22 protein-coding genes are annotated in these 22,055 nt (G+C 31.7%); 14 read left to right on the forward strand and 8 right to left on the reverse strand.

Going from position 1 to position 22,055, the window contains the following annotated elements:
- Positions 1-42 precede the first annotated feature (42 nt).
- The 4 genes from QHG34_RS13310 (at position 43) to QHG34_RS13325 (ending at position 5,991) form a co-directional block, all read left to right on the forward strand.
- A complete protein-coding gene (locus QHG34_RS13310) occupies positions 43-312 on the forward strand; it encodes a hypothetical protein (RefSeq protein ID WP_282630707.1) in 270 nt (89 codons plus the stop codon).
- Between the two features lie 157 nt (positions 313-469).
- Positions 470-2,602 (forward strand): methylmalonyl-CoA mutase, encoded by a 2,133-nt coding sequence (scpA, locus tag QHG34_RS13315; protein ID WP_282630708.1) that lies wholly within the window; start codon positions 470-472, stop codon positions 2,600-2,602.
- 75 nt (positions 2,603-2,677) lie between these two features.
- On the forward strand, positions 2,678-3,187 hold the full coding sequence (locus QHG34_RS13320) for a hypothetical protein (RefSeq protein WP_282630709.1): 510 nt from the start codon (positions 2,678-2,680) through the stop codon (positions 3,185-3,187).
- Positions 3,188-3,243: 56 nt separating this feature from the next.
- Positions 3,244-5,991, forward strand: coding sequence for a TonB-dependent receptor (locus QHG34_RS13325; RefSeq protein WP_282630711.1), 2,748 nt, complete (start codon positions 3,244-3,246; stop codon positions 5,989-5,991).
- A gap of 42 nt (positions 5,992-6,033) precedes the next feature.
- Here the strand turns inward: QHG34_RS13325 and QHG34_RS13330 are convergent, their stop codons facing one another.
- Both QHG34_RS13330 and QHG34_RS13335 read right to left on the reverse strand, forming a co-directional pair.
- Positions 6,034-6,807, reverse strand: a complete 774-nt coding sequence (locus tag QHG34_RS13330; RefSeq protein WP_282630712.1) for a TrmH family RNA methyltransferase — start codon at positions 6,805-6,807, stop codon at positions 6,034-6,036.
- Positions 6,808-6,846: 39 nt separating this feature from the next.
- Entirely contained in the window at positions 6,847-7,188 is a 342-nt protein-coding gene (locus QHG34_RS13335; protein ID WP_282630713.1) for a DUF4377 domain-containing protein, read from the reverse strand.
- 154 nt (positions 7,189-7,342) lie between these two features.
- On the opposite strand from QHG34_RS13335, the gene QHG34_RS13340 reads away from it, so the two are divergent.
- The 3 genes from QHG34_RS13340 (at position 7,343) to QHG34_RS13350 (ending at position 9,844) form a co-directional block, all read left to right on the forward strand.
- A complete protein-coding gene (locus QHG34_RS13340; RefSeq protein WP_282630714.1) occupies positions 7,343-8,635 on the forward strand; it encodes a peptidase U32 family protein in 1,293 nt (430 codons plus the stop codon).
- 14 nt (positions 8,636-8,649) lie between these two features.
- Complete coding sequence (locus QHG34_RS13345; RefSeq protein ID WP_282630715.1) at positions 8,650-8,880, forward strand: ferredoxin; 231 nt, start codon at positions 8,650-8,652, stop codon at positions 8,878-8,880.
- A gap of 406 nt (positions 8,881-9,286) precedes the next feature.
- Complete coding sequence (locus QHG34_RS13350) at positions 9,287-9,844, forward strand: 5-formyltetrahydrofolate cyclo-ligase (protein ID WP_282630716.1); 558 nt, start codon at positions 9,287-9,289, stop codon at positions 9,842-9,844.
- Here the strand turns inward: QHG34_RS13350 and QHG34_RS13355 are convergent.
- Positions 9,784-10,413 (reverse strand): hypothetical protein, encoded by a 630-nt coding sequence (locus QHG34_RS13355; RefSeq protein ID WP_282630717.1) that lies wholly within the window; start codon positions 10,411-10,413, stop codon positions 9,784-9,786. The genes QHG34_RS13350 and QHG34_RS13355 overlap by 61 nt on opposite strands.
- Complete coding sequence (locus QHG34_RS13360) at positions 10,397-11,485, reverse strand: hypothetical protein (protein ID WP_282630718.1); 1,089 nt, start codon at positions 11,483-11,485, stop codon at positions 10,397-10,399. The genes QHG34_RS13355 and QHG34_RS13360 overlap by 17 nt, the downstream gene beginning before the upstream one ends.
- A 307-nt stretch (positions 11,486-11,792) precedes the next feature.
- Between QHG34_RS13360 and QHG34_RS13365 the strand changes: the two genes are divergently transcribed.
- Together QHG34_RS13365 and QHG34_RS13370 are read left to right on the forward strand one after the other, a co-directional pair.
- Positions 11,793-12,050 carry a hypothetical protein gene (locus tag QHG34_RS13365; protein WP_282630719.1) on the forward strand — a complete coding sequence of 86 codons (258 nt, stop codon included), beginning with the start codon at positions 11,793-11,795 and terminating at the stop codon, positions 12,048-12,050.
- A 30-nt stretch (positions 12,051-12,080) separates the two neighbouring features.
- Positions 12,081-12,302: a hypothetical protein gene (locus QHG34_RS13370; RefSeq protein WP_282630720.1), complete on the forward strand. Its 222-nt coding sequence runs from the start codon at positions 12,081-12,083 to the stop codon at positions 12,300-12,302.
- A gap of 67 nt (positions 12,303-12,369) precedes the next feature.
- Here the strand turns inward: QHG34_RS13370 and QHG34_RS13375 are convergent, their stop codons facing one another.
- The gene (locus QHG34_RS13375; protein WP_282630722.1) at positions 12,370-13,419 is read right to left on the reverse strand and encodes an NAD(P)-dependent alcohol dehydrogenase; all 1,050 of its coding nucleotides are present in this window, start codon (positions 13,417-13,419) and stop codon (positions 12,370-12,372) included.
- A gap of 78 nt (positions 13,420-13,497) precedes the next feature.
- Positions 13,498-15,612, reverse strand: a complete 2,115-nt coding sequence (locus tag QHG34_RS13380) for a prolyl oligopeptidase family serine peptidase (RefSeq protein WP_282630723.1) — start codon at positions 15,610-15,612, stop codon at positions 13,498-13,500.
- A 201-nt stretch (positions 15,613-15,813) separates the two neighbouring features.
- Here QHG34_RS13380 and QHG34_RS13385 point away from each other — a divergent pair, with 201 nt between their 5' ends.
- On the forward strand, positions 15,814-17,238 hold the full coding sequence (locus tag QHG34_RS13385) for an MATE family efflux transporter (RefSeq protein ID WP_282630725.1): 1,425 nt from the start codon (positions 15,814-15,816) through the stop codon (positions 17,236-17,238).
- A gap of 26 nt (positions 17,239-17,264) precedes the next feature.
- Here QHG34_RS13385 and QHG34_RS13390 read toward each other — a convergent pair whose 3' ends face one another.
- Entirely contained in the window at positions 17,265-17,774 is a 510-nt protein-coding gene (locus QHG34_RS13390; protein ID WP_282630726.1) for a DUF2480 family protein, read from the reverse strand.
- A 106-nt stretch (positions 17,775-17,880) separates the two neighbouring features.
- On the opposite strand from QHG34_RS13390, the gene lpxB reads away from it, so the two are divergent.
- The 4 genes from lpxB (at position 17,881) to QHG34_RS13410 (ending at position 21,592) form a co-directional block, all read left to right on the forward strand.
- Positions 17,881-18,993 (forward strand): lipid-A-disaccharide synthase, encoded by a 1,113-nt coding sequence (lpxB, locus tag QHG34_RS13395; protein WP_282630727.1) that lies wholly within the window; start codon positions 17,881-17,883, stop codon positions 18,991-18,993.
- 218 nt (positions 18,994-19,211) lie between these two features.
- A complete protein-coding gene (locus QHG34_RS13400; protein WP_282630728.1) occupies positions 19,212-19,655 on the forward strand; it encodes a hypothetical protein in 444 nt (147 codons plus the stop codon).
- A gap of 21 nt (positions 19,656-19,676) precedes the next feature.
- Positions 19,677-20,222 (forward strand): RNA polymerase sigma factor, encoded by a 546-nt coding sequence (locus QHG34_RS13405; RefSeq protein ID WP_282630729.1) that lies wholly within the window; start codon positions 19,677-19,679, stop codon positions 20,220-20,222.
- Complete coding sequence (locus QHG34_RS13410; protein WP_282630730.1) at positions 20,222-21,592, forward strand: porin family protein; 1,371 nt, start codon at positions 20,222-20,224, stop codon at positions 21,590-21,592. Before QHG34_RS13405 ends, QHG34_RS13410 begins: the two co-directional genes overlap by 1 nt.
- 13 nt (positions 21,593-21,605) lie before the next feature.
- Here the strand turns inward: QHG34_RS13410 and QHG34_RS13415 are convergent, their stop codons facing one another.
- The gene (locus QHG34_RS13415; protein ID WP_282630731.1) at positions 21,606-22,043 is read right to left on the reverse strand and encodes a DUF2141 domain-containing protein; all 438 of its coding nucleotides are present in this window, start codon (positions 22,041-22,043) and stop codon (positions 21,606-21,608) included.
- Between the last annotated feature and the right edge of the window lie 12 nt (positions 22,044-22,055).

Here is a 22,055-nt window from a genome sequence, read left to right on the forward strand (position 1 = left end):
ATATAGTGTTATGGAGAATTAAATTAACCAAAATTTAAAAAAATGATGAAAGCAGAATTAATTGAAAAAGAAGAAATTTTACAATATAAATTTTTAGATGCACCAAAAGATGAAGTAACGTTAGAAGCAAGTAAGTTAAATGGTGCTGTTCGTTTAGGAAACGAATTTAAATCAAAAGCATATATTACATTTCAGACTGATCAAGGTCCAAAGAAAATTGAAACAACTGTATGGTCTGTAACAGAAAAATACTTACAAATCAAAAATGGTGTTTTAATTCCACTAAAGTCTTTGATTGATATTCAATACTAATAAATTTATTTTTTGCAAGATTATAAATAATAAAGCGTGATGAGCTAGCTCATCACGCTTTATTGCTTTGATAGATTAATTTTATGAAAACGAACAACAATTGAATATAAAAAGTGCATTTTATAAAATTTAACTGATTATTATTTATCTTAGCAATATGAATCACAACACAGATTTTTCGGGTTTAAGATTTAAACGAAACCTTAATTCGAATCCAACACATACAGAGTCTTTTGAATTAGATAGTTTACAAGTAAAAAGTGATTACAATTACGAAGATGTAAAAGATTTAAAACAAATTGATTTTTTACCTGGAGTTGCGCCTTATTTGCGAGGTCCATATACTACAATGTATGTTCGTCAGCCATGGACAATTCGTCAATATGCAGGTTTTTCTACTGCAGAAGAATCGAATGCATTTTACAAACGTAATTTAGCTGCTGGTCAAAAAGGACTTTCAGTTGCTTTTGATTTGGCTACTCACCGTGGTTACGACTCAGATCACGAGCGCGTTGTAGGAGATGTTGGTAAAGCTGGAGTTGCGATAGATTCTGTAGAAGATATGAAGATTTTGTTCAATGAAATTCCATTGGATAAAATTTCGGTTTCTATGACAATGAACGGAGCTGTTCTTCCAATTTTAGCTTTCTACATTGTAGCGGCAGAAGAGCAAGGCGTTACACAAGATCAACTTTCTGGTACCATTCAGAATGATATTTTGAAAGAGTTTATGGTGCGTAATACATACATTTATCCACCAACTCCTTCGATGAAAATTATTGCAGATATTTTCGAATATACTTCTCAAAAAATTCCTCGTTTCAATTCGATTTCTATTTCGGGTTATCATATGCAAGAAGCTGGAGCTACGCCTGTTTTGGAAATGGCTTATACCCTTGCAGATGGTTACGAATATGTAAAAACTGGTTTGGAAGCAGGATTGAAAGTGGATGACTTCGCTCCTCGTTTATCATTTTTCTGGGCAATTGGAATGAATTTCCCTCAAGAAATTGCAAAAATGAAAGCTGCTCGTATGCTTTGGGCAAAATTGATGCAAGAATTTGAGCCTCAAAATAAAAAATCATTAATGTTGAGAACGCACTGTCAGACTTCTGGATGGAGTTTAACAGAGCAAGAACCTTATAACAATATTGGTCGTACAGCGATTGAAGCTTTAGCTGCTGCTTTAGGTGGAACGCAATCTTTACACACCAATGCTTTGGACGAAGCAATTGCATTACCAACAGACTTCTCGGCTCGTATTGCACGTAATACACAAATCATTTTACAAGAAGAGACTCAAATTTGTAGAACAGCTGATCCTTTTGGAGGAAGTTTTATGATTGAATCTTTGACGAATGAAATGGCTAATCAAGCATGGGAATATATTCAAGAAGTTCGTGAATTAGGTGGAATGACGCAAGCCATAGAAGCTGGAATTCCGAAAATGCGTATTGAAGAAGCTGCTGCCAAAAAACAAGCTAATATTGATTCTGGCGAAGTTGCTATTGTTGGTGTAAACGCTTATCGTTCTAAATTAGAACAACAAGAATTTGAAATTCTTGAAATTGACAATACTTCTGTTCGTCAAAAACAAATTGATCGTTTAAATCAAATTAAAGCAGAGCGTAACAGCGAAGCTGTACAAGATATTTTAGCACAATTAACTAAAGCAGCCGAAACTGGTGAAGGAAATTTATTAGAATTATCTATCGAAGCGGCTCGTCGTCGTGTAACTTTAGGAGAAATTTCTGATGCATTAGAGACTATTTTTGGTCGTCACAAAGCGATTACAAGAGGTATTCAAGGTATTTATGCTATGGGAGCAGGAAAAATGAACAAGTTTGAAGAAGCCCGAAATTTGGCAGATGAATTTGCTGAAGAAGACGGACGTCGTCCACGTATTATGGTGGCAAAAATGGGACAAGATGGTCACGATCGTGGTGCAAAAGTAGTTGCAACATCTTTCGCTGACATGGGATTTGATGTTGATATTTCTCCTTTGTTCCAAACACCTGCAGAAGTTGCGAAGCAAGCTGTAGAGAATGATGTTCATATTCTAGGAATTTCTTCTTTGGCTGCTGGTCACAAAACTTTAGTTCCGGAAGTTGTAAAACAATTGAAAGAATTGGGTAGAGATGATGTTTATATCGTAGTAGGTGGTGTTATTCCTCGTCAAGATTATGATTATCTTTATCAAAATGGTGCAGACGCAATCTTTGGTCCAGGGACAAACTTAGCAGAATGTGCGTGCGAAATCTTAGAAAATTTATTAAAATCGTCTAAATAAATCTATTTTAGTGAAGTATTCCTGTCTATTGACAGGAATATTTTTATATTTATACCACACAAACCAAATAACGAAATGAATAAAACCCTACGATATATTATCACAACAACCTGTATTATTTTTATTTTATGGTTTATTGGATACTTTCTTATAGGTGATTTTATAAATTTAGAATTTGCTAATCATCAATTTTCGCAATTATTTCCAAAAATCTTAACTTTTTTAGCTGCTGTTAGTATTTATGTGTTATTTCTGCTTTCTATTAAAAAAGAAAATGGTTGGAGTTTCTTAAATATTATGAAGTTTGTATTAGGTATTATTGTTGGCTTATTACCATTATGTGCATTTGAGTATTATAGTTTATCTAATTGTGCTGATTGGAAAGTAGAAAAGAAAGACAAAAAAGTACTTTATCAATCGAAGTCATCTGCTTCTGAAACAATAAAGTTAATCGAAGTTACTTGTCCTAAGAAAAATACTAAAACTGTACAAGTAAAACGAGTAATGGAAATAACTCCATTATTTATTACAACATCACCTATAGATACAATCAAAGTATCAGAAAAAGTTTGGAAAAAACTTTAGTTACTGATTAAACTTTCGTCAGAATATTAAGTCTAACAGATGTAATCAACCATTTCATGACAAAATATATTCTTACTATACTTATCAGTTTAATTTCAATTTATTCATTTTCTCAAGAAAAAATTTCTGTTACAGGAAAAGTAACTGATGCTCTTAATCTTCCGTTAATTGATTCTGAAATTACGATTGGTAATAAAGCCGATTCTACAAAAATTGCAACAACTACAACTGACGAAACAGGCTCATTCAAAATAGAATTAGAACGTCAAGAGAATCCTATTTATATTATTGTTGAAGATGCTTTAGAAGGCGTTTTCAAAAAGAGTTTCGAATCTTTAAAAAATAGTACCGATTTAGGTACAATTGTTATCAATCCGATGGTTTATGACTTGAAAGAAGTTGTTGTAACTAATGCGGAAGCAATGGTTGTAAAACAAGATACGATTGAATATAATGCAGATTCGTACAAGGTAAAACCAAATGCAAATCTGGAAGCTTTGTTACGCGAATTACCAGGATTTGAGATGGATGATGATGGCAAAATAACCGTGAACGGAAAAGATATTGGTGAAATATTGATTGATGGCGAACCATTTTTTGGTACAGATGGAAAAGTTGCAATCGAGAATTTACCTGCAGATATTATCAAAAAAATACAAGTTTCTGATTACAAGACTAAAAACGAAAAATTTTCGGGAGAAAAATCTAAGTCAAATAAATCGTCGCTTAATATCACACTAAAAGAGGACAAAAAGAAAGGTTATATGCTAAAAGCGACTGGTGGTTATGGAACGGATAATCACTACGAAGCAAATTTGATGGCGAATTATTTTAAAGGTAAAAAGAAGTTTAGTTTAATTGGTTCTTCTACAGATATTGCAGCTTCTGGTTTGGTAAATGGAGAAGGTTCGCGTGGACGCGGTGGCATGGGAAGACGCGGTTCTAATGGTATTACAACAAATACATCCATTGGTTTAAACTACAATGATCAAATCAATGATAACCTAAAAATTGGAGCAAATTATCGTTTAAATCATTCATATAATAAAAATGAAAATTACACGAGAAAAGAAAATCTAAATCCGAACAATATATTTACAACAACATCTAATACAAAGTCTAATTCAGAAACTTACGGACACAACTTCGGATCGAGCTTAGAATGGACAAAAAAAAACACAAAATTATATTTCAATCCTACATTTAATACCTCATCAACAACAAACTCTAGTGTTGGAGATAGTGAAAGTATTGATGAAAATGGTGTTTTGAAAAATGATACAAAATCTGACATCCGATCAAATGGAAATACAAACACTTTTAGCAATTTATTATCGATTAATCAAAAGCTAAAAAATAATTCATATATAGATTTTAGTTCAGATATTTCGGTTGGTCAAACAAATAACAATCAACGAGAAATCTCTAATGCTACTTTTTATGACGGATCAAGAGCAGATAGAAATCGAAATGTAAATTCGAAAAATATCTCAAAGAATAATTCGTATAATTTTGAGCTAAAATACACTTTACCAATTACAGATTCTATCAAAATAGCGGTTGGATCTTCGTACAACATCACCGATTCTGAGACAAACAATAGCTCATTAAATTATAATGAAGCAACAGGAGAATTTGATAATATCAACACAGATTTATCGCGATTATTCACAACTACGCAAAATAAATTGAATCCGTATGCGCAGTTTTTATTGAACAGGTCTAAGCTTTCTGCTTCTATAAAACTTGGTACAAATGTTTACAATCAAGATAATTTCGGAAATTATAAAGGAGCAAATTATAACTTAACACAAAAAGAAATTTTACCCGATTTGAGCGGAAATATTCGTTATCAAAAGAATAACAATTCTATCATGTTAATGTATTCGTACAACACAAGTTTAGCTTCGTCGTCGCAAGTTTTGCCAATCGAAGATAATTCTTCTTTAACAAGTATTACGACAGGTAATCCTGATTTAGATCCTAATAAAGCACATAATATCAATTTGATGTTTGGTAATTTTGATCGTAAAACGCGTCAAGGCTTCAATGTTAATTTAGGATATACATACAACGAATCAAGTATTGTAAATTCTGTAGTGACAAATAATCAGGATTTGACGAGAAGAATGACCTACGAAAATGTTGCAGGAAATTATCGTTTACAAGGAAATCTAAATTTTAGTAAACAATTTCAGAAAGGAACAAATAAACTGAGAGTAAATGTAGGTTTAATGAGTAGTTATGCGCTTAATCAAGGTTTTAATCAATCAGAAAAGTACAAAGCATTTAATACTACAATTGCGCCTAACGTAAGATTAAACTGGGATTATGGTGATTATTTAACAATTTCGCCTTCCTATCGATTAAATTTCACAAGTTCTAAATACGAAAACTACAGAATTGACGGACAAGACAATATTACACACAACTTTGGATTGAAAACAATCAGTAATTTTCCAAAAAAATTAACGTGGACAAATGATTTCTCATACAATTACAACTCAAGAATGGCTGCAGGTTTCAAACGAGATTTCTTTTTGTGGAATGCGCAATTGATGTATCGTTTCTTTAATGACAAACTTGAAGCTGGAGTAAAAGTATATGATATTCTGAATCAAAATAACAGCTACTCAAGAACCATTACAGAAGATGCGATAACAGATCAACGCAACAATATTTTAGGACGTTTTATGATGTTTTCGTTAACTTTTAATCTGAATCAATTTGGAGGAAAATCTTCAGGAAATAAAGATTCAAACAATCGTTCGCGAGGTGAAATGCAACAAATGAATATACAATAAAAAAAATCGCTCAGTGAGCGATTTTTTCTGTATTTTGTTTTCTTAATGTCTTTGTCTTACAGCTTCGTAAACACAAATCGCTGCAGCATTACTAACATTTAGTGAATCTACAAAACCTAACATCGGAATTTTAATCAACGAATCTGAATGATCTGCCCAAAAATCTGAAAGCCCTGTTGCTTCTGTTCCTAAAATAATTGCAGATGATTTTGTAAAATCAGTTTCATATAAATTCTTCGTTTCTTCTCTTAAAAATGTTGAAACCACTTGAATTGAATGTGATTTCAGAAATTCTAAAACATCTTCTTTACTTGCCGATGCAATTTGATTGGTAAACAATGTCCCAACAGAAGAACGAATCACATTTGGATTAAAAAAATCTACCGTTTCATCACAAACAATTACAGCGTCTACTTTTGCTCCATCTCCTGTTCGTAAAACTGCACCAAGATTTCCTGGTTTTTCTACAGCCTCTAACACAACGATTAACGCATTTTCTGGTAATTGTAAATCCGTTAATGTTGAAGATTTTGTTTTATAAACACCAATAATTCCTCCAGTTGATTTTCTGTAGGCTAGTTTCTCAAAAACTTGTTTGGTAATTGTAAACACTTTTGCTTGACCAAAATCAATTGATTTGTTAAAAATATCTTCGCAAATATAAATTTCAACAGCTTCGTAACCACCTTTTACAGCCAATTCATTTTCTTGTGTTCCTTCCACAATAAACAAACCTTGATTTTTACGTTCTCTTGATTTTTCTTGCAATTTCAGCAAGTTTTTAATCCTTGGATTTTGAAGACTTTCTAATAACATTTTGCAAAATTAATCGAAATTCTTTGAAGTAGATTCAAATTATTTAATTGTTGCTAATTTTTTACTTACAACTTTTACTAACTTATATTTTAATGAAGACGCATCTGCTGGTGGATTTTCAATTTTAGATTTTGAAACAATAATTTGATATTCATAACCAGGTTCATGTTTAAATCCTTCAATTTGATTATAAAAATATTGCCATTCAGTTGCATTGCCATCTTTTACCATCATACACTGCATTTTAGCAACACCCGCACTACATTCTCTTGTTTCTGGAGCAACTGTTAACAATTCTTCCCCTTGTTTCAATTCTTTAGTTGAAGCACAAGAGGCAAATAAACCAATACTTAAAATACTTGATAAAATAATTTTCTTCATTCAATATCATTTTATTATCCGACAACAAATATTATGCTAAAAACTAACTTAAACTTCAAAGTAAATTCATTCTCAAAAATTTAACTTGATTATAAATAACTTAATCACTTGCATTTTTTGTTGTACCTTTGCACCTTAAAATCAGAATTTTCGTATGACCAAAGATGGAAAAATGGAGTTGATGGCTCCTGCTGGGAATTTCGAATCGTTACAAGCGGCTTTAGATAACGGAGCTGATTCTGTATATTTCGGAGTTGAGCAGTTGAATATGCGTGCGAGAGCATCAATAAACTTTACAATGGACGATTTACCAGAAATCGTAAAACGTTGTGAGGAAAAAGGTGTGCGTTCTTACCTTACTTTAAATACAATTATATACGATCACGATTTATCTTTAATCAAAAACTTGTTGGACAAAGCAAAAGAAGCGAAAATTACCGCTGTTATTGCGATGGATCAATCGGTTATTGCCTATGCAAGACAAATTGGGATTGAGATTCATATTTCGACACAAATTAACGTTACGAATATCGAAACAGTAAAATTCTATGCAATGTTTGCTGATACAATGGTATTATCGCGTGAATTGAGTTTGAAACAAGTGAAAAAGATTTGTGAACAGATTATCAAAGATGATGTTCGTGGACCAAGTGGAAATTTAGTTGAAATTGAAATTTTCGGTCACGGAGCATTGTGTATGGCTGTTTCAGGTAAATGTTACTTGAGCTTACATTCTCACAATTCTTCTGCAAATCGTGGAGCTTGTAAACAAAACTGTCGTAAAAAATATACCGTAATCGACCAAGAATCTGGTTTCGAAATCGAATTAGATAACGAATACATGATGTCGCCAAAAGACCTTTGTACAATGGAATTTTTGGACGAAGTGGTAAATGCTGGTGTAAAAGTATTGAAAATTGAAGGTCGCGGTCGTGCTCCAGAGTACGTTGCAACTGTTATTCGTGCTTATAGAGAGGCGATTGACTCTGTTGCTGACGGAACATATTCAAAAGATAAAGTTGATTACTGGATGGGATTATTGCAAACTGTGTACAATCGTGGTTTTTGGTCTGGTTATTATTTAGGTCAAAAATTAGGAGAATGGTCTGCTGTTCCAGGTTCTATGGCAACTCAGAAAAAAGTTTATATCGGAAAAGGAGTTCATTTCTTCCCTAAACCAAGCATTGGTCAATTTGTAATTGATGCCTATGATTTGAAAGTTGGAGATTTGATTTTAGTAACAGGACCTACAACTGGAGCCAAAGAAATGGTGGTGACAGAGATGATGGTAGAAGATGTAAAATCTGATACAGCTAAAAAAGGTGATTCGATTACAATTCCGATGGAATTTAGAATTCGTCCTTCTGATAAATTATACAAATTAGTAAAAGTAGAAGAGCCAGGAACACAACAGAATAGTGTTGAAGAAGGCGCTTATTCTCATTAATAAAATAGTTCTCAATGGTCATTATTACGTTACAACGCGATAAATGCATCGGATGCAACTATTGTTATGAGTTAGCACCAGAACGATTCAGAATGTCAAAAAAAGATGGTAAATCTGTTTTATTAAAATCTATTGATAAAAAAGGTTTCCATACATTAAAAGATCCTGATCATTCTATCGCAGATAATTGCGAACGTGCTGCAAAAGCTTGCCCTGTAAACATTATTGTAGTCAAAGAAATTTAGAAAAAATCTAATAATATAAAAAAATAGTCATCAAGAATTTGATGACTATTTTTTTTTATAACTAAAATTTAACATTTAATTAATACATTCATTAATAGGGTTTTATAAAATTTTAAATAATTATTAAGAATTTAACACTTTTACGGAGCAACCTTTTCACGATTTTTGCATCTAATAATTAGTAGTTAATAATTTGTTTAGATGTCAAAACCTAAAAGAATTCATAAAACATACAAAAAGTCTGTGTTTAGCAAAATGAATATCAAATTAGTTGATGTTTTATTATTTGTTGTAACGATATGTTTTATGTTCACCTTATATTATTTTATTAAATAATATAGCATAATGCAGGTTGCAAGTTGTTTCCTGCATTTTATATTTCTTAACTTCGAGTAAAATTAATTGTATGACGAAAGCCGAAGCAAGAAAATATTATCGAAATTTACGAAAACAACTTTCTAAAACGGAAGTAAATCAATTGAGCGCACAAATTTTTGAGCAAATTCAACAAATTGATTTTACTTCTGCACAAACTTTCCATTTATTTTTACCGATCGAAAAAAATAATGAAATCAATACTTATCCAATTATAGATTGGTTATTTCAACAAAATAAAAAAGTTGTTTTACCTCTTGTTATAGGAGATGATATGATTAATTGTCAAGTTGAAAAAGGGTTTGAGACAAAGTTAAATTCGCTTCAAATCCCAGAACCAACACATTATACAGAGATTGATTCAAAAGAAATAGATGTTATTTTTATTCCCATGTTTGTCGCAGATAAAAAAGGTAATCGTGTGGGTTACGGAGGTGGTTATTACGATAAATTTTTGGCGAGATGCAAACCTGAATCAAAAAAAATAGGTCTAACTTATTTTAGACCTATTGAACATATTGCGGATACCTATTTTGGTGATTTTCCTTTAGATTTATGTATTACTCCAGAAGAAATTGAATCTTTCTGAACTGTATCTTTCTTTTCATTCAACGTTCTGAAGTAAAACTTAAACTCACGTTTAAACTGAATTGGTTCTTGTTTCAAGACAAAAATCCCGACACGGTTATTGGTTTCAATTAATTTTTTATCAGCATTAAAATAATTAATCGAATAGGCAATTCTCTTGATAGAATCAGGCGTTATAGAGTCTTTTGGTAAAATAGCAAACTTTGTTACTGATGTGTACGTCACTTTTTTTGATGCCAAATCTCTCAACAATGGATAAATTTCTGTTGTATCTTTTTTAGGGAAATAAGATAATAATTGATCGCGTAACAAACTATCTACAACTGTATCACTTGTATTAGATGCCAAAGCAGAAAGTTCGTAAAACTCGCGTAACTTTTGTTTTGCAATAAAATTAACAGCCTCCAACGAATCCATTTTACTACTCACAGTCGAAGCCTCATTTTTATATCCTTTTATCGCTTCTGGGTTATAATCTCCTTTATATTTATCGTCTTTACACGAAAATATAATCCAAACACTAAATAGCACAACTAGGCTATACTGAGCAATTTTACTTATCGTTCTCATCTTGTTGGATTTTAAATTTTAATTTGACAATTTTTCCATTTTTGCTTTCAGATTCAATCAAAGAGAAGTTCTTCAACGAAGTTGTTGGCATTGTAACTAAATTAATATATTGTTGTTTTGATAAAATCTCTACACCAAAAAAATCATTATCATAAACTTGATAAATCAACGCATTATCCGCAATCATCTGATTAAGCTTCGAAATTCGTTGTTTCAAATCTTTTGCAGAATTAGAGTAATAATAAAGCATAATTTTATAATCATCTGGCTCTAACAAAAGCTTTTCGGGCTGATTATATTGATGTAAATTAACCTTAAAGGTATCTTGTTTATAATAAGGCGAACTCACAAACATTTTGATAGTATCTTTTTGCGACTCAAACTTTATACATCCCGTTTTGGTCGTTAAATACAAAGGCGTAAAACCATCTCTTATTATCGTCACCTCAACAGAATTGGTCACTGCCTTTTGCCTGTCTGAGTCTACGAAACAAAACTCGTAATCTTTTTTATCAAAAAATGAATAATAAACTCCAGCTCCTATTCCACTAACCAAAACGACTGCCGATGTAATCATCGAAATAAGTTTTAGCTTCACTTTAGATTTTGGCTTCGCTTCAATCGGCTTTTCTACTACATCATCTGTACTTGTAAATGGCTCAACTTCTGGAGGAGTTTCTGTCTGAATTTCTTCAGACGGACTATATTTCGGTAGATTATTTTCAGTTTCTTCTGCTTCAATTGTCGATTCTTCTGCTTTTTTAACACCAAAATGCTCATTCTTCTGAATCTGAACAAAATGTGCCCAATTTTTAAAACCACAATATTGCGCTAATAAATTAAGCATATCAATTCGTGGAAGCTTCTTAAAATCTGACTTAAAATACGTATAAAACCACTTTTCACTAACTGTAGAGCGGGTTTTATTAAATAAATCGTCTTGAAAAGAGGTTATTTCTTGCCCCTTCCAATCAGAGATATTATCGGATTGAGCAGAATTTTCTTCTAAAAATCGATTCGCAATCGATTTTTTCAGAATTTCGAAAATTTCTATATCTGTAAATTTGCTCAAAAATTAAAATTTAAATGATTGGTTATCAGTTTTTTGTAAAATAAAAACGATTTTACAATTTGTATTAAAATACATCTACAAATAAAATAATTTTTTTGATAAGATGCGTTGTATTTCTTTATTAATGATGTTTTTGATCATTTATTGTGTTGTAAAACTTTTGTTGATTATTTGCAAGATTGATTACAACAATCTTACAACTATTTTGCCTAGAAAAACTTTGATGTCAGCCTAACTTTGACTTAACAAAATGATTGAAAAATCAACAAAAATTAAAATCAATTAAAACATTTAAAAAATTAAAGTTATGAAAAAATTAGCATTAAACGTAATCGTATTAGGAGTAATCGGAACTGCATTTGGTTTAACATCTTGTAATTTATTTGGATCGAAAGAAACAAAAACTGAAACAGAAGTAAAAAATGATACAATTACAACAATCGAAGATTCAGTAAAAATTGATTCTGTAGGTAAAGATTCAATTGTAATCAAAGATTCTGCAGTTGTAAAAGAAACTCCAGTAAAAGTTGAAACTACAACAACTACAACAACTGAGAAAAAATAATTAGTACAAAATTAAACAATACATTATCAAATGAAAAAATTAGCGTTTTTCGCTCTTGTAGCGATTTCATTCACGGCAATATCTTGTAAACAAGAACCAACAAAAGTTGGTGAGCCAACAACAGTTGTTGAAGATTCTGCAATTGTAGAGAAAACTGAAATTCCGGCAGCGGATTCTGTAGAAGGTGTAACAAAAGATTCTGCAAAAACAGTAAAACCTGTTGACACAAAAACAGCCCCTACAACGAAATAAAACTTGAAAACTCAATTAAAAAATCCGCTCATAGAGCGGATTTTTTATGTTTATAACGATTAAATTCTTATGAATTTTTCAATGATTTGATATCAATTACAAAACGATATTTAACATCTGATTGTATCATACGTTCGTAAGCCTCGTTAATATTCTGAATATCGATCATCTCAACATCTGAAACAATATTGTGTTCACCACAAAAATCTAACATTTCTTGTGTTTCTTTGATTCCTCCGATTAATGATCCTGCAAGATTACGACGTTTCATAATCAATAATCCTCCATGAATGGCATCTAAAGGTTCTACAGCACCCACCATACACATTGTTTTATCTAATTTCAATAATTGTAAGTAAGGATTAACCTCGTGTTTCACAGGAATTGTATTCAATAAAAAATCGAACGAATTTGTATGCGCTTTCATTTGTTCAGCATCTTTAGAAATTAAAACCTCATCGGCTCCAAGTTTTTTTGCATCTTCACCTTTTGATTCTGAAGTTGTAATCATCACTACATGTGCACCCATAGCTTTTGCAAACTTAACGCCCATGTGACCAAGTCCTCCAAGTCCAACAATTCCTACTTTATCGCCAGCTTTTACGTTCCAATGACGCAAAGGCGACCAAGTTGTAATTCCTGCACACAACAATGGAGCAGCAGCTTTAACATCAATATTTTCTGGAACTGTTAATACGAAATTTTCTTCAACAACTATGTTTTCTGAATATCCTCCGTAAGTTACTCCTCCATATTTAGAGTTTTTAGAATTGTATGTTCCTGTAAAACCATTTTCACAATATTGCTCGATTCCTTCGTCGCAAGAAGAACAATGTTGGCAAGATTCTACCATACATCCTACTCCAACCAAATCTCCAACTTTGAATTTCGTTACTTCTGAACCAACTTCTAATACTCGACCGATAATTTCGTGCCCAGGAACAACTGGATAACTTGGTTTTCCCCAATCTCCTTTAGCAGTATGAATATCACTGTGGCAAACACCACAATACTCAATATCTATAAAAACGTCTTTCGCGTGTAAATGTCTACGTTCTATTGTGTGTAGCGTTAATGGATCAGTTTCATTAAACGCAGCATATGTTTTTGTACTCATAATTTACAATTTTTGATATTATAAAATTAAAAAATCCATCTGAATTATCAGATGGATTTTGAATGAATTAAATTATAATTATTTCAATTTTTTGATTCCCATGTTCCATAAAGTGAATGCATACTTATCAGCTGTTTCATTGATTACAACTTCTGTAGAACGACCAGCTCCGTGACCAGCTTTTGTTTCAATTCTGATTAAAACTGGATTTTCACACGCTTGTTTCGCTTGTAAATTTGCCGCAAACTTGTACGAGTGCGCAGGAACTACACGATCATCATGATCTCCTGTCGTTACTAATGTCGCAGGGTAACATGTTCCTTCTTTTACGTTGTGAACTGGCGAATATCCTTTCAAATACTCAAACATTTCTTTGCTATCATCAGCAGTTCCGTAATCATAACCCCAACCTGCACCAGCAGTAAACGTATGATAACGTAACATATCTAAAACACCAACCGCAGGCAATGCAACTTTCGCTATTTTTGGATTAATTGTTTCTGTTGCTCCAACTAATAAACCTCCGTTAGATCCTCCTGATAATGCAGTAAAATCTGGCGAAGTGTAATTATTCTTTTGTAAATATTCTGCAGCAGCAATGAAATCATTAAAAACATTCAATTTATTGAATTGACGCCCTCCATCGTGCCATTTTTTACCATATTCTCCACCTCCACGTAGGTTTGGAACAGCGTAAACTCCACCATTTTCAATCCAAGCAGCAGTTGCTGGGCTAAATCCTGGTGTTAAACTAATATTGAACCCTCCGTATCCATAAACGATTGTAGGATTTTTACCATTTTTCTTCAATCCTTTTTTGTACGTAATAATCATCGGAACTTTTGTTCCATCTTTTGACGTATAAAAAACTTGTTCAGAAACGTAGTCATCCGAATTAAATTTCACATTTGGTTTAATGTAAACATCCGAAGAACCCGTTTCTACATTGTATTTGTAACTTGTAGATGGTGTAATATAGTTTGAAAATCCGAAATAGATTTCTTTCTCTGATTTTTTTCCTCCAAATCCTGATGCAGAACCAACTCCAGGCAATGTAATTTGACGAACTTTAGAGCCATCGTATTTATATTGATCTACAACCGAAATTGCATCTTTTAAGTATTTAGCAAATAAATAACCTCCTCCTGTAGAAACAGATAATACATTTTCAGTTTCTGGAATAACTGTTTTCCAAGCAGTTTCGCTCAAATCAGAAATAGTTGCTTTAACTACTTTATTGTTTGGCGCTTTGTTATTTGTAAAAATGTAGAAAGTCTCTCCATCATTATCAATCACAGAAGTACTTGTATTAAAATTATTCACAATCGTTTTGATTGGGCTATTAGCTTGAGATAAATCTTGGAAATACAACTCATTTCCCGTTGTTGTATTCGCTGCAGAAATAATCAAGAAACGCTCATCATCTGTCAAATACGCACCAACATATCGGCGAGGCGTTTCTGCTCCACCAAAAATCAATTGATCTTTTTTCTGAGCCGTTCCTAATTTGTGGTAATATAATTTGTGCTGATCTGTTTTTTCTGATAATTCAGATCCTTTTGGTTTATCATAAGACGAATAATAGAAACCGTCGTTTCCTTTCCAAGCTGTTCCAGAGAATTTAACATCAATCAATGTTTCTCCAACTTGTGTTTTATCTTTTGCGTTAAGAACAATTACTTTTCTCCAATCCGATCCACCTTCAGAAATAGAATATGCAACTAAGCTTCCATCTTTAGAAAAACTAACATCTGCCAAAGAAACTGAACCATCTTTTGAGAATTTATTCGGATCTAAAAAAACTTCTTCTGCTCCATTTTCGCCTAATTTGCGATACAAAACAGAGTGTTGTTGTAAACCATCATTTTTGTAATAATACGTATAATCTCCTTCTTTGAATGGCGTCGAAATTTTTTCGTAATTCCAGATATCTGTCAACGATTTTTTTAATTGCGTACGTAACGGAATTTCATTCAAATAAGCGTACGTTGCTTTATTTTGCTCAATCACCCATTTCTTTGTATCTTCAGCTAAATCGTCTTCTAGCCAACGATATGGATCCTTAACTTCTTCTCCAAAATACGTATCAGTATGATCTATTTTCTTCGTATCAGGATATTTTTTTTTATAACTCTGTGCATTTACTCCAACCATAAGCGCTACGTTTAATAAAACAAAAGCAGTTTTTTTCATTTCTTGATGTTTTTAGCAGTTTTTGTAAAGATAATAAATCAATTGAATAATTATATTTCTTAAAAAATGATTTACATTTGCAAAACGAAATCCTCTCAGATTTTAATTGAAATGAATACTTAACACTTCGCGGCAACTTAACGTTTAATTCATTTTAGTTTAAAAATTTATCAATTATTTTTAATTTTTAAAACCTAAAAAATGACTGTAGAAAAATCTTTAACAGCCAAAATTGGGTCTATTTTCTCGTTGATAAAACAATCTTTTTCAAGCGAAAACTTAGATTTAACCGCGATGCCAATCAAAAAATCTGTATTTCTACTTGCTATTCCGATGATGTTCGAAATGGTAATGGAATCTGTCTTTGCATTGGTCGATTTATATTTCGTTGGACATCTAAAAGAAAGCGCCTACGCCATACAGACTGTAGGTCTTACCGAATCTTTATTGACAATTGTGTATTCAATTTCGATTGGAATAAGTATGGCTGCAACCGCTATTATTGCTCGACGAATAGGAGAAAAGAAACCACTAAAAGCATCAGAAAGTGCGGCACAAGCTATTTTACTTTCTGTTATCATTACAATCATTCTAAGCATTTTTGGATTTATTTATTCAAAAGATTTATTAATTTGGATGGGATCAACAGAACAAGCTGCCGAATATGGTAAAAACTTTACCAAAATTATGATGGTAAGTTGCTTAAGTATTGTTCTACTTTTCTTAATTAATGGAATTTTCAGAGGAGCTGGAAATGCTGCAATTGCCATGAAAAGTCTGTGGCTTGCTAATATTATTAACATTATTCTTTGTCCAATATTAATTCGTGGATGGTTTCATTTTCCTGCAATGGGGTTGGAAGGAGCTGCATTAGCAACAGCGATTGGTAGAAGTTGTGGTGTGGTTTATCAATTGTATTGTTTAACAAAAAGCAATTCTTTGATTCAAATCAAATTAGATTATTTTCTTCCAAAATTAAAACTCATTACAAACATTGTGAAAATTGCTGTTCCGGCAATTTTACAATATATCGTTGCAAGTTGTAGTTGGATTATTTTGGCTAGAATCGTAGCACAAACTGGTGGAGAAATTGCTTCGTCTGGTTATCAAACAGCTTTACGATTGATGATGTTTTTTATGTTACCAGCGTGGGGTTTAAGCAATGCTGCTGCAACCTTGGTTGGGCAAAATTTAGGAAATAATGATCCCGAAAAAGCTTCAAAATCAGTAATGATGACAATGAAATTTAACATCATTTATATGATCATTGTAAGTGTAATTTTTTACAGCTTAAGTAATTATTTAGTCTCAATTTTTACAACAGAAGCGCATATCAAAATTGTTGCAAAAGAAGGAATGTATATTTTGGCAAGTGGATTTGTACTTTATGCTATTGGAATGGTAATGATGAATGCATTTAATGGAGCTGGTGATACAATGACGCCAACGTTGATTAATTTAGTTGGTTTTTGGTTGTTCCAAATTCCTTTGGCTTATGTATTATCTTATCATTTCAACTTAAAAGAAGAAGGTGTTTTTATTGCAATTCCAATCGCAGAAGCTTTTATTGCAATGCTGGCTTTCATCTTATTTCGTAGAGGAAAATGGAAACTAAAAAAAGTATAAAAAAAATCGCTCAATGAGCGATTTTTTTATTTCTTCTTTTTATACAAAGGTACTGTACTACAAGCTTCACCAAACATTAACGAACTTACAATTGGTTGTAAACGTTCAATTAACTGAATGTAAGCAGAATCTGGAACAGGTTTATGCGAACAACCTTTCACAATAATTTTTCCGTCTATATACTCATCGTAAGGCAAATGATCTACAATTTCGGTGTACAAAATCATATCCAAATCCTTCAAATCTCCATGTACTACTCGTTTTGCAACTGGTGCTAAATAAGTTGAAACCAATAAATATGCCCAAGAAGGTACAATTGCATCTGCTGTACACGTAATTGCCACATATTTATCTTGATATTGCGACCAATCATGATTCTTCAAATTCTCTCTGAAATCTTTTTCTTTCAGAATTAATTCTTCATACAACCAACTTTTCAAATCAAAAACCACACGTTCACCATCTGGATAATAATCTTGCAAATCAATTGTAACTAAACCACTTTTGGCAACTTTATTTATTATTTCGTCTGACATTTTAATAATTTCCTAATTAGATATACGAAGTTAGAATATTTAATCGGGAATGAAAGGATTTTATAATTTCTAAAATTTATCTTTGTAGAAAGAAAATCTATTTCCATTGAAATATTATATTATTGCAGGTGAAGCTTCGGGCGATTTACACGCTTCGAACTTAATGAAAGAACTGAAAAAGAAAGATCCACAAGCTGAATTTCGTTTTTGGGGTGGCGATTTAATGCAAGCTCAAGGCGGAACATTAGTGAAACATTACCGCGAATTAGCTTTCATGGGATTTGCTGAAGTTTTAATGAATTTGCGTACCATTCTTGGAAATATTTCTGTTGCCAAAAAAGATATTGAAGCATACAAACCTGATGCAGTTATTTTGGTTGATTATCCTGGATTTAATTTAAGAATTGCTGAATTCGTAAAAAATCTTGGAATCAAAGTTTACTATTATATTTCACCACAAATTTGGGCTTGGAAAACAGGTAGAGTTCATAAAATAAAGAAAGTCGTCGATAAAATGTTCGTGATTCTTCCTTTTGAAGAAGAGTTTTATCAACGCTACGATTATAAAGTTGATTTTGTTGGAAATCCTTTGTTAGACTCTTTAAATAATCTTCCTGAAATAGATGAAGCAAAATTTAGACGAGAAAATAATTTGGACGAAAGACCAATTATTGCACTTTTACCAGGAAGTAGAACGCAAGAGATTAAAGTAAAATTACCTTTGATGCTTTCTGTAGAAAAGGATTTTTCTGATTATCAATTTGTGGTTGCTGGAGCACCTTCTCAACCAATTGTAAATTATAAAAAAATTGCTGGAAACGATTTAAAAATTGTCGAAAACAGAACATATGATTTATTACGCGTTTCGCACTCGGCACTTGTTACGTCTGGTACAGCGACTTTAGAAACGGCTTTATTGAAAGTGCCAGAAGTTGTTTGTTACAAAGGAAATGCTATTTCGTACGAAATTGGGAAACGTATTGTCAAAAATATTCGATTTATTTCGCTTGTTAATCTAATTATGGATAAAGAAGTTGTGAAAGAATTAATCCAATATGATTTGACCTATGAAAACATTAAACATGAATTAAATTTAATCTTAAATACGACGAAACGAGATCAAATATTGAAAGATTACGACGAATTATATCATAAACTTGGTGGTGTTGGAGCTTCGGAAAGAACTGCAAAATTAATTGTAGAAGATTTAAACAAATAAAATTCTATCATTAGCGCAACCTTTCGAATTTTTTCCATCTTAATTAAAATATATCGATAATCTATCCAGATTATTTTAAAACCTAACTAAAGTTTACTTTTGAACAAAATCCTCTAAATTTACATTTAGAGGATTCTTTTTGAAGTCATTAAATGTTAAAATTTTTATTTTAACGCAACCATTTCACCAAAATGGACTCTTATTACAAAACAATTACAATGAAATTAATGAAAGGATTAAGCATTTTTGCTTTAGTAGGATTTATGGGTTTAGCAACAACAAGTTGTTTAAATAACGATGATCAAGATTTTACACAATATGGTTTTTTTCCAACTATATCTCTTGATGTAAACCAAGATTCAATTATGCCAGTTGGTCAAACAACAAACATTCGTGTTACATATGAAAAATCAAATTCATGCCAGCAATTTGTGAACTTTAATAATTTAGATCCAAACACTGGTTTAGTTCATAAAATTGGTGTTTACGGAAGTCAAAATGCAGGAAGCGATTGTACGCAACAAATTTCTTACGAAACAAAAACATTGAAATTTACACCTAAAACAGAAGGAAAATATACGTTGAAATTTTGGGCAGGAACAATTCCTAATACCAATACAGCGACTTACGATTCTATTGTTTTAGATATTAAAGCAAAATAATACATAAAGTCCTAATAAGTTTTGAATGACTCTCTTGAAAAATTAATCAAGCAATGTCAAGAAAAAAATAGGAAAGCACAAGAAGAAATTTATCTTCAGTTTTCTCCTGTTTTATTCTCGATCTGTCTTCGCTATGCTGAAAATTACGAAGATGCGCAAGATATTTTTCAAGAGGGTTTTGTGATTATATTCAATAAAATTAATCAATACAAATCACAAGGTTCATTCGAGGGATGGATGAAACGTATTATGGTTAATTTATCATTAGAGAAGATTAAAAAAAATAAAACCATCTCTTTTGAAGATTATGAAAATCATCTAACAACTCCGCAAACTGACGATAATGATGACTTTGAACTCTTTGATTATGACGACATTTTAACCGTTGTACAAAGTTTACCTCCACAATATAGGCAAGTTTTTAATCTCTACGTTTTTGAAGATTATTCGCATCAAGAAATAGCAGAATTGCTCCAAATTTCTGTCGGAACTTCAAAATCCAATTTATCAAGAGCACGAAATCTATTGAAACAAAAACTTAACCTAATAAAATCTGTCGTAGAATAATGAACAAATTTGATCAACATATAAAAGATAAATTATCTCAACCACAAATACCTCCAATAGACGCTTGGAAAGGTATACAAGAGAAATTAAATACGGATCGTAAGAAACGTAGCATTCCTTTGTTTTATTGGATTGGTTCTACTGCGGCTTGTTTGGTTGTGGGTGTAAGTATTTTGTATTTTTCTCAAAATGGGAACGATATTAATCACAACTCAAAAATCGAAGTCGTTAAAAAATCTACACCAGAATTACCTAAAGAATCAAATAGAATTATTGATTCTGCTGAAGAAAATCAAATCGTAAGAGTTGAAAGATCACATTCTAATCATCAACACGCTGATGAACAAACTAATTTTAATTTTACTAATGAAAGAAGAAATTTTGAAGACAAAAATTTCTTTCAACCAATTTTCGGAAGTGATTCTTTACAAAATAATTCATTAAAACAAGACTTAAATTCAGTAAACAACAAATTAGATATCGCAAAATCTAATTCTTCAATCATTGAAAATCCATCAAACAATAATCAGAAATTGGATGAAAATAATTCTAAAAACAATGAATTAAAGGCTAAAATTGAGGAAGAAAAAAGTTTAGAATTAGTTATTGCTGAGCAATCAGCAAAAAGAGAAGAAACGCCTAAAATAAAATCTACAACACCAAAATTTGCCGTTTCATCTTTTGTAAGCCCATCTAAAATACTAGATTCGAAATCTGTTTTATCAGATGAATTTAACGAGAACACGATTAATAATAGCGTAACACTAGCTTACGGAGCTAAGTTTTCTGTCAAAATTAATGATCGAATAAATGTACGTTCTGGTATCTCTAAGGTAGATTTAGAACAACAAACACAGCATGTTGCGTCAGGTATTTCGACTGCGATACAACCTATCTCAACTTTAGAAAACTCGCCTGCTAGAAGACAAAATATTGTCTATAATAGTAATATACAAGTAAATAAAGCAAGTGGAAATAGTGCTACTTTTATGACTTTTTATAACTCTACAGAAAGTAAAATGTCACAAAAAATACAGTACATTGAAGTTCCTGTAGAAATTGAATACAAATTATTGAACTTTGATAAATTTAACCTTTTAGCGACTGGTGGTGGAAGTTATTATTTCTTAACTAAGAATGAAATTGAGATGTCATCTCAAGAGAAAAGTCAAAAAATAGGAAAGGCTTCTAATCTGAATGATATGAGTTATAGTGCGAATGCAGGTCTTAAATTGGAGTATTTACTTTCTCCGAAAACAAGTCTTAATCTTGAGCCTAATTATCGCTATATGATTAATTCATTGAGCAATGTAGAAACTAAAAATCCTTCTTTATTAGGAGTTAATTTAGGATTTTCGATCAAATTCTAATAATAAAAGCGGATTATTCTCCGCCTTTATTGTTATTCAATTTAATATTAATTGTATTATTATCTTCTGACATTTCTATTTTCGCTTCTTCAAAAGTTGGTTCGCGTAAAATAGGATCTGCATTGGTAGAAAAACCATAAGGCTCTTTCCTTACTCCCAGAAAACTTTTATCAAGTTGTTTATTATTGTTTGTATCCAAATATACTTTTACGGCATAAAAAGTTGGTTCTATATCTTTAAAAACCGTTTCGTATTTATCTATATTCTCAATCGGAACATATAGTTTTTTGAACGCATTTTGCCCTTTTGTGTAATTTTCTACATTACGATAAAACTCAATTGCCAAATTACCTTTCGTCTTCTTAATATTCGTAATTGATAATTTTACATCAATTTGAGCCATTACAAGTTGTGCACAAAATATCACAACAATCATTAGAATTTTCTTCATTTCAAAATCCTT

The organism is Empedobacter sedimenti (assembly GCF_030005555.1).
GTDB classification, from domain to species: Bacteria; Bacteroidota; Bacteroidia; order Flavobacteriales; family Weeksellaceae; genus Empedobacter; species Empedobacter sedimenti.